The organism is Pseudarthrobacter sp. 10T415 (assembly GCF_056394175.1).
On record NZ_JBFTHJ010000002.1, the window covers coordinates 372,782 to 388,183 of the forward strand.

A 15,402-nucleotide genomic window follows, 5' to 3' on the forward strand; every position below is an offset into this window, starting at 1 on the left:
GGAACTGATGGGACCGCAGAAATTCGGTGTGAGCGGCGCTGCAGGGCCCGGGAGGGCGGTTCCGGCGGTCTAGGATGAATGCAGGACCGTTGGAAGGAACCCGCAGTGAGCATGAATCCCCGGCACCCCAGGCCCGGAGCGCATTTGGAACCACTGGATGCCATCGACGAGCGCCTCCTTGCCGCGCTGGTGGCCGATGCGCGGATCTCGAACAAGCAGCTCGCCGAACTGGTGGGCATCGCGCCGTCCACAGCCCTGATGCGCACCCGGGCACTCTCCGAACGCGGAATAGTCAAGGGCTATGAAGCAAAGCTGAGCCTTTCGGCCATCGGCAGGTCCGTGCAGGCACTGGTGGCTGTCCGGTTGCGCGCCCACGACCGCGACCAGATCGACCGCTTTACCGCACGGGTCCCTCACCTGCCGGCGGTACTGTCCACCTTCCACACCTCAGGTTCCGTGGATTACCTGCTGCACATCGCCGTCGGCAGCACCGAGGACCTCCGTGACTGGGTGCTCGACAACCTGGCCACGGACCCCGTGGTGGGCCATACCGAAACCACACTGGTTTTTGAGCACATCCAGGGCAACCACGGGCCGCTGCCCGACTGACGGATTACTGCCGTCAGGCGTGCCGGCCGCGCAACGCCCGTGCCAGCGTAAGGCCGGCCAGGACCAGCGCAGCTGCGCCGCACACCACAACGAAGCCGAGCACCGCCGCAGGCTGTCCCACCATGCCCGACGCCCACCCCAGGCCCAGTACCGGGACGGCGCTGCCCAGGTACGTGATGACGTAAACCGTGCTGATCACCTGGGCATGGCGGGCGGGCTCCACCTTGCCCGCAACGTCATTGAAGACCGTGCGGAAAGCCAGCCCCTGCCCCATCCCAGCTGCCACGCAGGCGGCCACCAGCAGCGGCGGGCTGTGCATGGCCCCGGCAGTCCCCAGCAGGACCACCGATACCCCCAGGACGGCAAGGCCCGCCGGAACAACAAACCGGCCCCGCACGGTGAGCAGCTGGCTGAAGGCCGAGGCCGCCAGCGGCAAACCGGCAAGGACACCTATCAGTGGCCGGGAATCAGTCTCCAGGACCCGTGCAAAGTACCCGGGCGCCAGGGAAAGGGAAAACCCGAACACGGCGAAACTCAGGAACCCAACGCCGGAAGCAAGCCAGAAAGCTCCCCGCGCATTCCGGGACACCGCCGGGCGGCGCGGGGCAAGGGCCTGGAGCGGCCGCGACACGGCCGGAACCGCAATGGCCGGGCGTGCGCGGATAAGGAAGAGCGGGACCAGCAGGCCGGCGAGGACCACAGAATGCACGCCGTAGGGTGCCGTGGTGGCTCCCGGCAGCAGGGACAGCAGGCCGCCGATGGCCGGGCCAGCAGCGACTCCCCCGGAGGAAGCCAGCAGCGTGAAGCGCGACGCCCACTCCGGGCGGGAGGGCAGCAGCTCGCGCAGGGCGGCCGCGCTGGCGCCCGTTGCCAGCGCAACAGCGATCCCCTGCAGGGCCCGGCCCGCGCACAGCCCTGCCAGGGTGTGGGCCTCGGCAAAGACAAGGTTGCCGGCGAGGCCGCCCAGCACAGCCAGGAGCAGCGCGGCCCTGCGGCCGATGTGGTCCGACCAGTGCCCGGCCAGCATCAGGGTGGCCACCAGGGCCAGGACGTAGCTGGCGAATGCCGCCGTGACGTCCAGCGCGGAAAGTCCCAGCGATGCCTGCAGCAGCGGATACAGCGGGGTGGCGAGGTTGGCCCCCACCAGCAGGGCGAAGATCACCGCGCCGGAGATCACCAGCCGGGCAGTGTTAGAGGCGTTCCAGCCGGACGCCGTGGCGGGGCGCATCCGCAGTTCACTGAAGACCGTCATGGTGCCGCCTCCGGGGTTGGCCGCGCGGGTGGCCCTTGTGGGGTGCCGCGCAGGGGAAATACAGGTGTGACTCCAGAGTGCGGCACTGCTGCCCCTTTGATCCGAAACAAGTGCAAGAATTGAGCACAATCATCAAAGATGCCGCGAGCGAGTGACGGAGAATGAGCATTTGAACAATCTGGATGCCACCGACCTGAAGATCCTGCTGGCCCTCATCCGGGACCCCCGGATCCAGGTAGGGGAACTCAGCGATGCCGTGGGTATTGCCCGGAACACCGCGCAGACGCGGGTACGGCGCCTGATCAGGACCGGCGTCCTCCGGCCCGGCGGACGGGAAGTGGACCTGGAGGCCGTGGGCTACGACGTGGTGGCCTTCGTGACCATCGAAGTGTCACACCGGGAACTGGACGGCGTTGTGGGAGCCCTGAGGCTGATTCCCCAGGTGCTGGAGGTCCACGAAATTTCCGGGCGCGGCGATGTCTGGTGCCGGGTGGTGGCAACGGATACCCACAACCTCCAGTCATCGCTGCGCCAGGTGCTGCGGATCAAGGGCGTCATCCGTACCGAAACGGTGTTGGCCCTGCACACCCACATCCCGTACCGGACCGAACCACTCATCAGTGGCCTGAGCAATTCGGCATCCGCCGGCCGCTAGGATTTCCTGAATGACCATCATCGATAACGCCGTGTACGTGGACGGCGCCCGCCATGCGGAGCCGGAAAGCCTTGAGCAGACGTTCGAAACCCTGGCCCGGCACGGCGGCATGGCGTGGATCGGCCTGTACAGGCCCACCGCCGAGGAGATGGCTGCCGTAGCTGCCGAGTTCGGCCTCCACGAACTGGCTGTCGAGGACGCTATCTCGGCACACCAGCGCCCCAAGATGGAACGCTACGACGACAACCTTTTCACCGTCCTGCGGCCCGCGCGCTACCTCGATGCAAGCGAGACCGTGGAGTTCGGCGAACTCCACATCTTCACCGGAAAGAACTTCGTGGTGACCGTCCGGCACGCGGAGATGGCCGGCGTGGCCAGGGTTCGGCAGCGGCTCGAAGCCCGTCCCGAACTCCTGCGGCATGGGCCCGAAGCCGTGCTTTATGCCTTGCTGGACCGTGTGGTGGACGACTATGCCCCCGTGGTGGCCGGGCTGGAAAACGACATCGATGAGATCGAGGACCAGCTGTTCAGCGGCGATAGCAGCGTTTCGCGCCGGATCTACGAACTGGCCCGTGAGGTCATCCAGTTCCAGCGCGCCATCCACCCGTTGCCGGACATGATGCACCAGCTCAAGCGGGGGTTTGCGAAGTACGGAGTGGAAACCGAACTCCAGCACAGCCTGCGGGACGTGGAGGACCACGCCGAGCGTGTCATCTCACGGGCCGATTCCTTCCGGGACCTGTTGCAGAACGCCCTGACCCTGGACGGGACCCTCACCGCCAACCGGCAGAACGAGGCAAGCGCCGAACAGAACGAACAGGTGAAGAAGATTTCGTCCTGGGCAGCAATACTGTTCGCGCCGTCCTTCGTGGCAGGCGTCTACGGCATGAACTTTGACCATATGCCCGAACTCCATTGGGGTTTCGGCTACCCCATGGCGCTGGTCCTGATGGTGGCCGCTGCGGGACTCATGTACGGAATCTTCAAACGCAAGGGCTGGCTGTAGCCAGGCGGTGCCTGAAGAGCCTCCGGCAGGACGCGGGCGTCACTCCTGCCTGGGCCGTGACAGCGGCGGATGGACATACCGGTCGGTTGCCGTAAACAGCGCAGCGGGCGCTCCGCCGGTTGAGGCGCGGGCCTTCCTTCCGGTGTCCTCGAGGTGTGGTGTCATCTTGCGGGTGAAGTTTCCTGCCGCCAGCGGAGCGTTCCACACTGCCTCGTAAACGGTGCGCAGCTGGGTGAGCGTGAACTCTTCGGGGAGGAGCCTGGCCGCGACGGTGGTGTATTCCATCTTGCCTGCGAGCCGCTGCAGGCCCTCCGCAAGGATCTGCGAATGGTCGAAAGCCAAGGATCCGCCGGCGCCGCCGGCGGACATGTCGTGGACCGGATACCAGTCGGCACCGGCGGCATCGGTCCCGGCCGAGACGGCGGGAAGGGTTGCGCCGTCCGTCGCCAGCAGGACCAGGTGGGCAACGGAAACCACCCGCATCCGGGGGTCGCGCCCGGGGTCGCTGTACGTAGCCAGCTGCTCGAGGTGGACCGGCAGTGTTCCCAGGTCCAGCCCGGTTTCCTCGGAGAGCTCGCGGCCGGCGGCTGCCTCCGCTGATTCCCGGGGTCCGACGAATCCCCCCGGCAGTGCCAGCCGGCCCCTGAAGGGGTGGGAGCCGCGGCGGACCAGGGCGGCGTGGAGGACGCCGCCGTTGACGGCGAAGACCACAAGGTCTGCGGTCAGGGCGACGGAGGGGTAGTCACCGGGCCGGTAGGACTCGAGATAGTCCCGCTCGGCGTTGGAGTCATTCATGCCGGCGCACCTTCCAGGACGGTGCGGGTGGCCCAGGGCGGGGTGGTGAAGCCGTTCCGCTGGGCCAGGACCAGGTCGATGACGTCGGTGGCGGTTTTCATGCGCCGTTCGTGGCTGCCGGTGACCAGGATCCAGGAGTGTCCTTCCGCGGTCAGGGTCTCCTTGAACCATTCGGTTATATCGGCACGGCGGTGCTCGCCTTCCCGCCAGCCGTCGTCTTCGAACGGCACGCCTGCATCGTCGGTGACCAGGTACAGATCACGGCGCGGCAGGGTATCCATGGCGTGATAGGAACCGTAGCTGCGCTCCCCCAGGTAATACCGTTCCCACAAGGTGGTGGCCAAGGCGTCGGTGTCGGCGATGACCAGCGGGCAGGTATCGGCTGCCGTGTTCTCCAGCTGGTTTTGCCGGGCACCGATAACGCTGAAGTCCCGCGCGGTCCGCACCATGTCGGCCAGTTCCGCGTCCGGCTTCCAGGCCCGCAGGGCGTCGAACTTTTCGTAGGTGTAGGCGCGGCCGTATTCGGGCACGTCGGCGATCAGCGGGAACCGGGCCCGATAGTGGTCCATCAGGGCCCGTGTGAGGGTGGTGGTGCCGGTGGATTCCGCGCCGACAATGATGATCCTGGTGGCCAGCTCCTGCCGTGCCGGGGCTATCACATACGGCCAGGCCGCGCCGGGGTCGTCGCGGCAGATGGTGCCGCTGATCGGGTAGGTGGTGCGGGACTGGTCGACCAGCACGTGGTCGGCGCCGAAGTAGCCCGCCAGCCGGGCGCCGTAGGCCTCGGAGCTGAAGACGGCGTCGACGGCGGTGATTCCGTGGCACTTCAGGGCCAGGCGCATGAGCTCGTTCTGGGCTTTCCAGATGGCGTCTGAGTGGTAGTCCTCGGGGCAGTCGTTCGGCATGGCGATGACCTGCACGTTGGTGTCTTCGAATTCGGCGGCCAGCCATTTGGCGCGGTCGGCGACGGTGACGGACTCAAAGCGCGTGCCGAGGACAAGGACCGCGACACTTTCGGACTGTGAGGCGGCCGTGGCAATGAGATGGGCGTGGCCGGCGTGGGGAGGGTAGAACTTGCCGATGACCATTGACTGGGTGAACATTCTCAGGCTCCTGCCGGGACGGTGATCAGGGTGGTATTCGCAGCGGCCCGGGTGCGCTTCCAGCCGATGAGCCCGTAAATGCAGAGGGCGAGGAATCCGATGTAGAGGATGGCTGTCAGGGCCAGCCCCCGGCTGAAGTACAGCGGAATGGAGACCACATCGATGAGGATCCAGGCGTACCAGTGCTGGAAGATTTTCTTCGCCTGCCAGTAGGTCGCCACCAGGGAAGCTGTCAGGACAAAGGCATCCGGCCATGGCACCTGGGAGTCGGTGCCGTGGGTCAGGATCATGGCCACGGCAACAGTGCCGGCCAGGGTGGCACCGGTGCCGAGGAGGACTTCCTTGCCGGTGGCGTCCCGGATGGGCAGATCATTGCTGGCCTCGGTGGCGGAGCTGCCGCGGACCCAATTGAACCAGCCATAAACGGCCACTGCAGCGAAGATGACCTGAAGGACCGTTTCGCCGTAGAGGCCGGCACCCAGGAAGAGAATGATGAACGCAACGTTGTTCAGAATTCCCACCGGCCAGTTCCACAGCTTCTGCTTCGCGACGCCGTAGACGCACGCGGCGCCGGTGACGAAGCCGATGACCTCGATCCAGCTCACGGGAGAGCCGAGGAGATCTGGCACTGCGGTGGAGTTCATCCAGTCGAGTAGGGCCGTCATCGCCACTTCCTTTCCTAATTATCAATCCGATAATTACAACCTAGCGGGTAATTATCAAACTGACAACTCTGGTCCGAAGAACGGCGGCGCACTTTCCCCGCTGTGCCCGATGTTGCCTGGAAACGACAAAGGCCATCCCGGAGGGATGGCCTTTGATGAAACGAAAACTGTGGAGCTAAGGAGATTCGAACTCCTGACCTCTTCGATGCGAACGAAGCGCTCTACCAACTGAGCTATAGCCCCGGAACGGTGCGACCTTTTGGCGGGATCTGAACCGGTGACCCTAGGCTACACATTTTTCCTGTCCCAATGCCAACCGACGTTCCCGGCACCGTGAAGGCCCGCGCTGGCGGGCGTCGTCGGGTCCCTGTGGGGACTAAGCCCTGCGGCGCTGCAGGACGTCGTCGAGGTTGCTGAGCGCGCTCTGCGCCTTGGTGAGCTGCTGGGCGTCAGCAGGTGCAGCGCCGGCCGCTCCCGCCGTGTTTCCGGCCGCGCCCTGCTTCAGCGACGGCTTGCCGACGGCTTTCGGCGCCTCGGGAAGCTCAAGCGGCTTGGGCTCCGGCCGCTCGGCCTTGGCAGCCTCCACGTAAACAGGCTTGGGGACCTCAACAGGCTCCCAGGGCGTGCTGGAGGGAACGTCCGACGCCGGGGCTGCCGCGCTGGTATCGCCCGCGGCCACGGCTACGGCAATGGCTGCTTCACGCAGCTCGACGGCGGTCAGCGGCTTGGCCTGGGGTTTGTGGGCCTCGGCGTCGAAAAGCGGGCTGTCCGGCCGGGGAGGCACCGGTGCGGTTTCCGGCTTAGGCGGAATCCGGTCAACGGGGACAGCTGTCCTGGACGGGGCGCTCATGGCTGAGCGGAACGCTGCGTTGACCTTTTCCTTGCGGCTCCGGACAGCGAGGGTGCGGAGAAGAACGACGCACGCCGCCGTGAGCGCCACGCAGGACAGCGGCAGGACCGCGGAACCGAGGCCGAAGGGGAGCAGGACGCCGGAGACGAACGCCGTGATGAGCGAGAGCAACCCGACGAGTGCAATGGATGTGCGCCCGTAGTGGATGCGCAGCCGCCCATTGGCTGCGCCGGTGGCCCCGGCAGCGGCCGCGGGCTTGGCAGCGGGTGCGGCGCTCTTCCTCGTATCCATCGTTTTCTCCTGCTTGGCGGCGACGTTCAGAACCATGCCTTGCGGCCGTTCCGGTTTCTCCTCTGCGGGTGTGTCCGCCGTGAAATCGCCGGCGGGCTGGAACTGGTGCCTGCGGTTCCGGAGGACGTAAGGGGCAACCCACACGATCCAGAGCACGACAGCAACCACAAGGATCACAGAGCTGCTAAGGGGGAAGTCCACACTCAAAACCGTATGAGTATCACCACTGCCACAGTGGCATTGGCTGCGGTGTGTCGCAGGGCGGTTGCCAAATGAGTGGAATTAAGACGGCCGGGACGACATCCAACGCGGCAACAGGCCGTCCGGGACTTCTTCGGAGGTCAGCGCAAAGGACCGGTGGTCAGCCCACTCACCGTTGATGTGAAGATAGCGGGGCCGGTACCCTTCGTCGCGGAAGCCCAGCTTCTCCACCACCCGCAGGCTGGGTCCGTTTTCTGGCCGGATGTTGATTTCCATCCGATGCAGCCCAAGGGTCTGGAAGCAGTGGTCTGTCACCAGGGCCACCGCCGTGGGAGCAATCCCCCGGCCCGCCCGGGCCTGGTCCACCCAATAACCCAGCGTGGCCATCATTGCCGAGCCCCAGAGGATGGATGACACCGTCAGCTGGCCCACGATGTGCGGGGTCCGGCTGCCGGCCACCCGCTCCGTAATGAGGAACGGCAACGCCGTGGACTGGGCCGCCTGGGAATTCAGCGAACGTACCATTTGCCGGTAGTCCGGCAACCCTCCGCGCGGATCCGGATTGGACGCTTCCCACGGCGCAAGCCACTGGCTGTTCCGTGACCGCACTTCAGTCCATTCTTTCCGGTCGCGGTAGCGGATGGGCCGCAGGACCAGGTCACCGCACTCAAGCGTGGCCGGCCAGATGGGACCGAAGCGCACGATGCTACTTGGAAAGTTGGGCGGCGAAGCCCGGCAACCACTCCCGCAGGCCTGGGCCCAGGTCATCACTGTCGACGGCCAGCTGCACGCAGGCCTTCAGGTAGCTCAGTTTGTCGCCGGTGTCGTAGCGGCGGCCGCGGAAGATCACGCCGTAGACGCCGTAGCCTTCGCCCTCGCCGGTGGCAAGTTCCTGCAGGGCGTCGGTCAGCTGGATCTCGCCACCGCGGCCGGGGCCGGTTTCCTCCAGCACGTCGAAGACGGCGGGGTGCAGCACATAGCGGCCGATGACTGCCAGGTTGGACGGTGCCTCGTCCGCTGCAGGCTTCTCAACGAGCCTGTTGATCCGGACGTAGCCTTCGCCGTCGATCTCTTCGATGTCCGCGCAGCCGTAGGCGCTGATCTGGGACGGATCCACTTCGATCAGCGCAACCACCGAACCGCCGGTCTTGGCCTGCACGTCGATCATGGTTCCCAGGAGCTCGTCCCGGGCATCAATCAGGTCATCACCGAGGAGCACGGCAAAAGGCTCATTGCCCACATGCTGGCGGGCCCGCAGCACGGCGTGACCGAGCCCGTTGGGGTCGCCCTGGCGGACGTAGTGGATGTCGCCGAGGTTGCTGGCGGCCTGGATGGACTCCAGCTTCTTGGTGTCACCCTTGTCCGAGAGGGTGGACTCAAGCGACGGGACACGGTCAAAGTGGTCCTCGAGCGCCCGCTTGTTGCGTCCCGTAATCATCAGGACATCGTTGAGTCCGACGCCAACGGCTTCCTCCACGACGTACTGGATGGCAGGCTTGTCCACCACCGGAAGCATTTCCTTGGGCATAGCCTTGGTGGCGGGAAGGAACCGGGTACCCAGCCCCGCAGCGGGGATGACGGCTTTGCGAACTCTCGGGTTACTGGTAGTCACCGGACTAATCTAGCGTCAGCGGCAAGCATTAAGTAATCAGCGGTCCGGCCCCGGCGCCGACCTGCACATGAACCCGCCGCCCGCGGCGATGGAGGGAAAACCCATGACTGAACATCAGACCGGTGCCAAGGACGGCATTCGGGCTGCCCACCGTGCCCGCCGCGCGGAACTCTCGCCGGCGGCCCTGGAGGAGGCGGGCAACGCCCTGGCGGAACATGGCACAGCCTGGGCCGGCTCCCTTGCGGACGGCGCGGCCGCAACCTTCTGCGTCTACCTGGGCGTCGGCGTCGAACCCCCTACCCTGCCGCTGATCCAGGCCCTCCACGCCCGCGGACACCGGGTCCTCCTGCCGGTGTGCGAACCGGCGCGCGAACTGAGCTGGGTGTTCTGGTCTCCCGGCATCCCCTTTGCGCGCAGCCGGTACGCGCCCGTCATGGAACCCGACGGGCCGCGACACGGGCCGGATGTGGCCGGTGGGGCGTCCGGGCTGTTCATCCCGGCCACGGCCGTTGACCTTTCCGGTAACCGGATCGGCCAGGGCGGAGGCTACTACGACAAGTTCCTGGGCCATTTGGACACTGCCGGGAAGCATATTCCGCTTGCCGCTGTTATCTACGACGAAGAACTCCTGCCTGCCGGGCGGATCCCCGCCGAGGAGTTCGACCGTCCCGTTCCGGCCGTCCTGACTCCGGGCGGACTGCGGGTCCTGGCAGGCGCTCTCTGAACCCGGGACGCTGGTGGACGGGGATGATAGAATTAGCACTCAGGCCCTGCGACTGCTAACGGACCACCACTGGAACGGATGGCAGCACGGGACCTCTCGTTTGCCCAAGAGGAGGAGCACCAGTGCCAACATATGCTTACGCCTGCAAGGATTGCGGCCATGCTTTTGACATCGTCCAGTCATTCTCGGACAGTTCGCTGACGTCCTGCCCGGAATGCGAAGGCACGCTGCGCAAGAAGTTCAACAGCGTTGGCGTCGTCTTCAAGGGATCGGGCTTCTACCGCACCGACTCCCGCGACTCCAAGGGCAGCACCGTCTCCGCAGCACCCGCGGCCCCGGCAGCCCCTGCTCCGGCACCCGCACCGGCGGCTGCCGCCAGCTGACACCGGCCCCCACCACACTCGGGCTGACCGCGGCCCCGCTCCTGTTGGCAGCACCATGTTGTCCACATAGGATCGGGGCCGCTGTCGTCTGCCATGCCTGCCCGCCTAGCGTGAAGGCATGCCTGCACATCCCGTCCGTGCCCACCGCAGACCGCCTGTCTTCCAAGCCAAAAAGGGAGCTGCCTCGTCCCGGCGCGGCAGCCCGCTGACCCGTATGGGCGGGTTGCTCAACCGCAACCGGCGCCTCGCTGTTGCCCTGCTGCTCTGCGCAGCGGCGTCCATGACCGTCCACCAGCTCACCCCTGCGCCGGCCGACACTGCCACAGCCCTGTCCGCAGCGAGGGACCTGCCCGCCGGAACGGCTGTCACGGCCTCTGACCTTGTTCCGGTGCGGGTACCGCCAGGCCTGCTGTCCGAGGGCGTGCTGAGTGAGCAGACTGAGGCGGAAGGCAAACAGTTGGCAACGCCGCTGCGAAAAGGGCAGCTGGTCACCGATGTCCAGCTCCTGGGTCCCGGGCTGCTCACCGGCACTCCCCCGGGATCGGCTGCCGTTCCGTTGCGGATGGCCGATGCCTCGTCCATCCAATTGGTTTCGCCCGGGCAACTGGTGAACATCGTCCTGACATCCGGGAACGGGTTCGACCGACAGGGACCCTCGGAAGTCCTGGCCGCGGGAGTCCCCGTCCTCTGGACCGCTGCCAAAGGTGGCCAGGGCGGACAATGGTTGGGCACCGCCGAAACCGACGGGCTGATCGTGGTGGCAGCCACCGCTGAACAGTCAGCACGGCTGGCCGGGGCGTCCACGCAGGGCAAGTTGTTCTTCGTCCTGGTGGGACCGCCGTCGTGACCGGCCCTGCCTTGCCCGGCAGGGCCTGCCATCACGTCGGCAGCGCTATTGGCCGTCAGCCCCAGTGCGGGGGCTTCTGCTCCTTCAACCACGCGTCGTGGTCGTCGTCGCGATCGCCCCAGGCCCGCGGGTCATCTTCCGCGGCGGTCTTGGGCAGTACGTCCTCTACTTGGCCGCGCGCAGCCGGTGAGCCGGCCTCTTCCGCGTCCGCGGCATCGCCAGAACTTGCGGCGCTCCCGGTATCGGTCGCGTCCACGGTGCTCTCAACATCCTCGGCGTTCACGGCATCTTGTGGCGTCACGGCATCATTCGGGGTCACGGTGCCCGCCTCCTCACTGTCTGGTCCTGCAACGGCGTCATCGGCGCCGCCTGAATCGGAATCGTCCCGGGATTCGTGGCGTTCCTCGCCCCGCGCGGCGTCACGCCGGAACCCTGACCCATGCGTGCCCGCGTACGGGACCGAAGCGGGCTGCGCAGCGTCGATTCCATTCAGCGCCTGATGGACGTCGTCGTCAAGGAAACCGGCGGACTCGGCAGAGCGGCCCGGAAGAACCACCCGTTCCAGCCCCAAGTACCCTGCAATCCGGTCCGCACAGGCCGAAGGATCAGTGAACACCTCAATGGTCCACAGCGGCATGTACCGCCACCCCAGCCGCTCCAGCATCTGCGGGCGCAGCCGGCTGCGCTCACGGACACTCATGGTGCGGTACTGCTCGGTGCCGTCGGACTCGATCGCCACCGGCCAGGGAAGGTCTGCCTCATCCTGGCCCATGGTGCCCAGCGGGTCTGCGGCCGCCACCACGTCGATGACGCCGTCGTACTGGTGCCACACCCGGGCGCCGCGGGCACGAAGCCTGTCGCCGAGGTCGGCAACAAGCGGGTCGGCTCCGAGCGCCTGCTCGCTGGCAGCCGCCCGGGACGCCGGAGTGCCGAGGTCGGTGTTCCCCGAAATCTCCCGGTCAAGCAGCGCGTACAGGTCCAGAGCACCGTACGCCAGCCTGGTCTGGTCCAGGTCCTCCGGGCGGAAGCACGTCAGGACGTGGATGGAACGGCGGGCACGGGTCATGGCCAGCGCGAACTTCTCCCTGCCGCCCTCGGCGGACAGCGGGCCGAAGTTGTGAAGGGCCCGCCCATGCGGTGTGCGCCCGTAGCCGGGCGAGAAAATGACATGGTCACGCACCAGGCCCTGTGCCCGTTCAAGGTCAACAACCCGGAAGGACTCCGGCCCCGCTCCGAAGAAACTGGCCAGCCCGGGGTAGTTCGGCAACTGGAGCCGGATGGACTCGCCGATCCTCGCGGCATGCCGCAGGCTTGCTGTGACAACCGCCAGGGACGTCCTGGGCCGCAGCCGAGCGTGCTCGAACACCAGCTCCACCACGCGGTTGACCTCAGCCACCACAGACTCCACGCCCTCGTGGTCGGCGCTGGGCAGGCCGGTGCCGTCCGGCAAGTACTCCACGAGCAAGGACCGGTCCAGCCCGGTGGCCGACTGGCCCTCTGGAAGGCGGCGGAGGCCGCCGTCGTAGAAGTTCCTGCTCAGCTGCAGTACCAGGTCCTCGTCCACACCCCGGTAGACGTTGGTGAGCTGCCACACCGGCAACACGGCGGAGAGGGCCTTGAAGGCGCTCTCGACCCGCTGGTGCGCGGACTCGCCGGGCGCGAGCCGCTCCACCCCCACGGTGAAGCTGCGGGGACTGGCGATCCGGGCATCGCCGAAGGCAATGACCTGCCGGGCGCGGGCGATGGAAGGCAGGACCGCCTGCAGGCTGGTGGCTTCGGCGTCGAGGATCACCACGGCGTCGAAGTGCTGTTCCGCGGGCAGCAGCCCGCTCATGAGGTAGGGGCTCACCGACCAGACGGGAACCAGCGTGCCGATCAGGTCCGGCGCCTGGGCGGTCAGCGCCGGCAGTGAGACCCGTCCGTCCTTGAGCAGGCTGCGCAGGAGGCCTGCCTGCCGGGGCTGGTCCCCGATGGCTTCCCTCCAGCGCTCGGCCAGGTCCCAGCGCAGGCGTGCCGCCCCGCTGGCGATGTGGGCGTTGTCCGCGAGGCGGTACTCGGCTTCGAGCTGGCGCAGGGCATCGCCGTCGGACATTGCGAGGTAGTCGTCGCCGCTGATCATGGCCTCGAGGGCTGACTGCCACCAGGCCAGTTCAAGTTCAGCAGCCACCGATCCGGCGGGAACCTCACGTTCGGCGAGGTCGGCCAGGAGCTCGCCGAGGCCGTGCTCGCGCATGTTCTCCACGAGGAGCGTCCGTTCGGGGAGCGTCTTGAGCGTGTCAGTATCGGCGACCAGCCGTTCCAGCCGCTCCAGGAGGTCTTCGTAGCGCACGGTGGACAGCGTCCCGCCCCCGGCTGTGTGCTTCAGGCATTCACCAAGGCTCGCGAGCTCCTGGTCCAGCTCGCGGTACAGGGCGTTCATCTCCGCCAGCCCGGACGGGACGGCAGGGTGCCGCTGGGTGGTGGCGTAGCCTGCCCAGCGGACCCGCTGTTCCTGGACCAGGACCAGGGACGTGTGCAGGTCTGCGATGTGGACGCCCGGCCGGACGTACTCCTTGGCCACCCGTCGGAGCCGCGACCGCTGCATGGAGGTCATCTCGATCCCGCGTTCACGCCGCCACGCCGAGGGTGCGGTGGCGGAAATGAGGTCGGTGACCGGCCGGTCGAAGATATCCGGCGTGAACTTATCCAGGCTTCCACGCACGGCGACCAGCAGCTCCAGCTGTTCGCCCCACTCGGCGAACGATTCACCAAGACGGATTTCCGCGTGCTCGGCCACGGCGTTCATCCGCTCCCGGAGCACGGGCAGGCTCTTTGCGATGGCCCGGACCAGGTCCTGGGCTTCTTCCGTTTCCTTGCGCGTCAGGAGCCGGGCGCCATGCCACGGGCTGGTGGTGGACGCCTTGCTGAAACTGCCCAGCTCTGCTGCACGCTGCAACCGGCCGGCGAGTTCCTCGCGGTCGCGGATGCTGTCCAGGACGCTTCGCTTCAGCCGCACAGTGGTGGCGGGTGCGGGATGGATGGAGGTCAGCTCGGCCAGCGACTGCATGGCCTGGTAGGGCGAGCAGCCCCACCGGTCGCGGACATTGTGCAGGGACGCCACATGGTCCATCAGCGCGTGGCGGTGTTCGGTCAGCGTGCTGTGCAGGTTCCCCAGCTGTGGCTTGAGGGACTTTTCGTTCCGGACAATGGCGCGGACCAGCTGGGACTTCAGCTGCTGCGCGGTGACGTTCCCGGACAACTGGAACAGGATCGAGTCGAGGCCCAGGGCTTCGAGCTGGCCGGACACCTCGTTCAGGCTGGCGCGCCGGTCCCCCACCACCAGGACGGTCCGGCCGGCGTCCACCAGGGCGCCGATAGTGTTGATGGCTGTTTGAGTCTGCCCTGTCCCGGGCGGGCTGCTGACCACCAGCGAGTCGCCGGCGCGGGCGGCGTCCACCACGTACTGCTGGTCAGTGTCCGCGTCCAGGAGGAGCAGTTCGTCCTGGGGATGCCGGCTGTCCAGCGGCGGGAAGCGGGCCGGGTCCGGGGCCTCGACATCCACCACTTCCCCGCCGCCGGCCGTGGCCAGGGCGGAGACAACCGGGTTGGAGTCATTGATCCACGGGTCGTCAAGGTTCCCGGAGAGGTCCGCGAACGTGGACACCAGCAGGTTGTGCTGCGCTTCGGCGCCGTGGATGGGGCGGATGAGGGTGGAAAGCCGGTCCAGGACGGGCTGCGGATCGAAACGCGCTGTGCTGTACGCGAGGCGGGTGACGGCGTTGACGTCAAAGACAATGCCGTGGACAGACTTCAGGTGGCGGACCAACGCGGGGTTGATATGTGCCTGCTCCGTCAGCTGGAGCTCGTAGTCGTCTTCCCCGGGCCGGACGGTAAGGGAGATCGCTGTGAGCATGACGGGCGCGGAAACCCGTTGCGGTTTACCTCCGACGGCGGAGGTCCACACCACGGTGCCCGCGGAGAGGTACCCGGCGTCGATGCCGCGGTCATTGGACAGTTCGAAGATCTTGGACCGGATGTTGCGGGATGCCCTGGCTGCCACCACATACTGCTGCTGATCGCGGATCAGTGTGGACAGGCGTGTGCGGCGCCCGGCCATGAGCTGGGCCAGGCCTGAGGGGTGGGCCGAGGTGAGGTCTATGGAACCTTCGGGCGTCTTGGTGAAGCGCAGCATTGTGTCTGCCCCGGTGACGGGTTTGAGCCCGGACAGCCATTTACGAAGCTCTTCCGAGCCTTCCGGGTGGCCTTGACCAACTGACACTTCTGCCTTCTTTTCTGCGTTTGCACGTGACGCCCTGGACCATACCGGCATAGGTTCGAGAGTAGCCGCTTCCGCGGCCGGACTGAGAGACCGCAACACTGGAGCCGCGAAATAGGGGAGATTTCACAGGCGGATCCCGGGAGATTCACCA

At 66.7% G+C, this 15,402-nt stretch carries 14 protein-coding genes and 1 tRNA gene; 6 read left to right on the forward strand and 9 right to left on the reverse strand.

The genetic code is table 11. The features are described 5' to 3' along the window. Positions 1 to 111 precede the first annotated feature (111 nt). Positions 112 to 609, forward strand: a complete 498-nt coding sequence (locus AC1DBN_RS04515; RefSeq protein WP_314214202.1) for an Lrp/AsnC family transcriptional regulator — start codon at positions 112 to 114, stop codon at positions 607 to 609. A 13-nt stretch (positions 610 to 622) separates the two neighbouring features. Here AC1DBN_RS04515 and AC1DBN_RS04520 read toward each other — a convergent pair whose 3' ends face one another. Next, on the reverse strand, positions 623 to 1,861 hold the full coding sequence (locus AC1DBN_RS04520; protein WP_477722639.1) for an MFS transporter: 1,239 nt from the start codon (positions 1,859 to 1,861) through the stop codon (positions 623 to 625). A 169-nt stretch (positions 1,862 to 2,030) separates the two neighbouring features. On the opposite strand from AC1DBN_RS04520, the gene AC1DBN_RS04525 reads away from it, so the two are divergent. Together AC1DBN_RS04525 and corA are read left to right on the forward strand one after the other, a co-directional pair. Next, positions 2,031 to 2,516 carry an Lrp/AsnC family transcriptional regulator gene (locus AC1DBN_RS04525; protein WP_091721748.1) on the forward strand — a complete coding sequence of 162 codons (486 nt, stop codon included), beginning with the start codon at positions 2,031 to 2,033 and terminating at the stop codon, positions 2,514 to 2,516. 10 nt (positions 2,517 to 2,526) lie between these two features. Continuing rightward, positions 2,527 to 3,522, forward strand: a complete 996-nt coding sequence (gene corA, locus AC1DBN_RS04530) for a magnesium/cobalt transporter CorA (protein WP_045729655.1) — start codon at positions 2,527 to 2,529, stop codon at positions 3,520 to 3,522. Between the two features lie 39 nt (positions 3,523 to 3,561). On the opposite strand, the gene AC1DBN_RS04535 is transcribed toward corA, so the two are convergent. The 7 genes from AC1DBN_RS04535 to galU all read right to left on the reverse strand — a co-directional run bounded on the left by AC1DBN_RS04535 (position 3,562) and on the right by galU (position 9,039). Beyond that, positions 3,562 to 4,317: an NUDIX hydrolase gene (locus AC1DBN_RS04535; protein WP_477722640.1), complete on the reverse strand. Its 756-nt coding sequence runs from the start codon at positions 4,315 to 4,317 to the stop codon at positions 3,562 to 3,564. Then, positions 4,314 to 5,420 (reverse strand): AAA family ATPase, encoded by a 1,107-nt coding sequence (locus AC1DBN_RS04540; protein ID WP_477722641.1) that lies wholly within the window; start codon positions 5,418 to 5,420, stop codon positions 4,314 to 4,316. Before AC1DBN_RS04540 ends, AC1DBN_RS04535 begins: the two co-directional genes overlap by 4 nt. Positions 5,421 to 5,422: 2 nt before the next feature. Next, positions 5,423 to 6,085 (reverse strand): nicotinamide riboside transporter PnuC, encoded by a 663-nt coding sequence (pnuC, locus tag AC1DBN_RS04545; protein WP_091721756.1) that lies wholly within the window; start codon positions 6,083 to 6,085, stop codon positions 5,423 to 5,425. 170 nt (positions 6,086 to 6,255) lie between these two features. Next, a tRNA-Ala gene (locus tag AC1DBN_RS04550) sits at positions 6,256 to 6,328 on the reverse strand. A gap of 133 nt (positions 6,329 to 6,461) precedes the next feature. Next, complete coding sequence (locus AC1DBN_RS04555) at positions 6,462 to 7,403, reverse strand: hypothetical protein (RefSeq protein ID WP_091721759.1); 942 nt, start codon at positions 7,401 to 7,403, stop codon at positions 6,462 to 6,464. Positions 7,404 to 7,508: 105 nt separating this feature from the next. Then, positions 7,509 to 8,129, reverse strand: a complete 621-nt coding sequence (locus tag AC1DBN_RS04560) for a GNAT family N-acetyltransferase (RefSeq protein WP_091721761.1) — start codon at positions 8,127 to 8,129, stop codon at positions 7,509 to 7,511. 4 nt (positions 8,130 to 8,133) lie between these two features. Further along, positions 8,134 to 9,039, reverse strand: coding sequence for a UTP--glucose-1-phosphate uridylyltransferase GalU (galU, locus tag AC1DBN_RS04565; protein ID WP_091721764.1), 906 nt, complete (start codon positions 9,037 to 9,039; stop codon positions 8,134 to 8,136). A 103-nt stretch (positions 9,040 to 9,142) separates the two neighbouring features. On the opposite strand from galU, the gene AC1DBN_RS04570 reads away from it, so the two are divergent. From AC1DBN_RS04570 to cpaB, 3 genes are all read left to right on the forward strand, one after another. After that, positions 9,143 to 9,763: a 5-formyltetrahydrofolate cyclo-ligase gene (locus AC1DBN_RS04570; protein WP_091721766.1), complete on the forward strand. Its 621-nt coding sequence runs from the start codon at positions 9,143 to 9,145 to the stop codon at positions 9,761 to 9,763. A 122-nt stretch (positions 9,764 to 9,885) separates the two neighbouring features. Next, the gene (locus AC1DBN_RS04575) at positions 9,886 to 10,146 is read left to right on the forward strand and encodes an FmdB family zinc ribbon protein (RefSeq protein ID WP_015937748.1); all 261 of its coding nucleotides are present in this window, start codon (positions 9,886 to 9,888) and stop codon (positions 10,144 to 10,146) included. A gap of 118 nt (positions 10,147 to 10,264) precedes the next feature. Next, entirely contained in the window at positions 10,265 to 10,993 is a 729-nt protein-coding gene (gene cpaB / locus AC1DBN_RS04580) for a Flp pilus assembly protein CpaB (protein ID WP_091721768.1), read from the forward strand. Positions 10,994 to 11,048: 55 nt separating this feature from the next. On the opposite strand, the gene AC1DBN_RS04585 is transcribed toward cpaB, so the two are convergent. Beyond that, positions 11,049 to 15,302: an AAA family ATPase gene (locus AC1DBN_RS04585; RefSeq protein WP_477722642.1), complete on the reverse strand. Its 4,254-nt coding sequence runs from the start codon at positions 15,300 to 15,302 to the stop codon at positions 11,049 to 11,051. Positions 15,303 to 15,402: the final 100 nt, after the last annotated feature.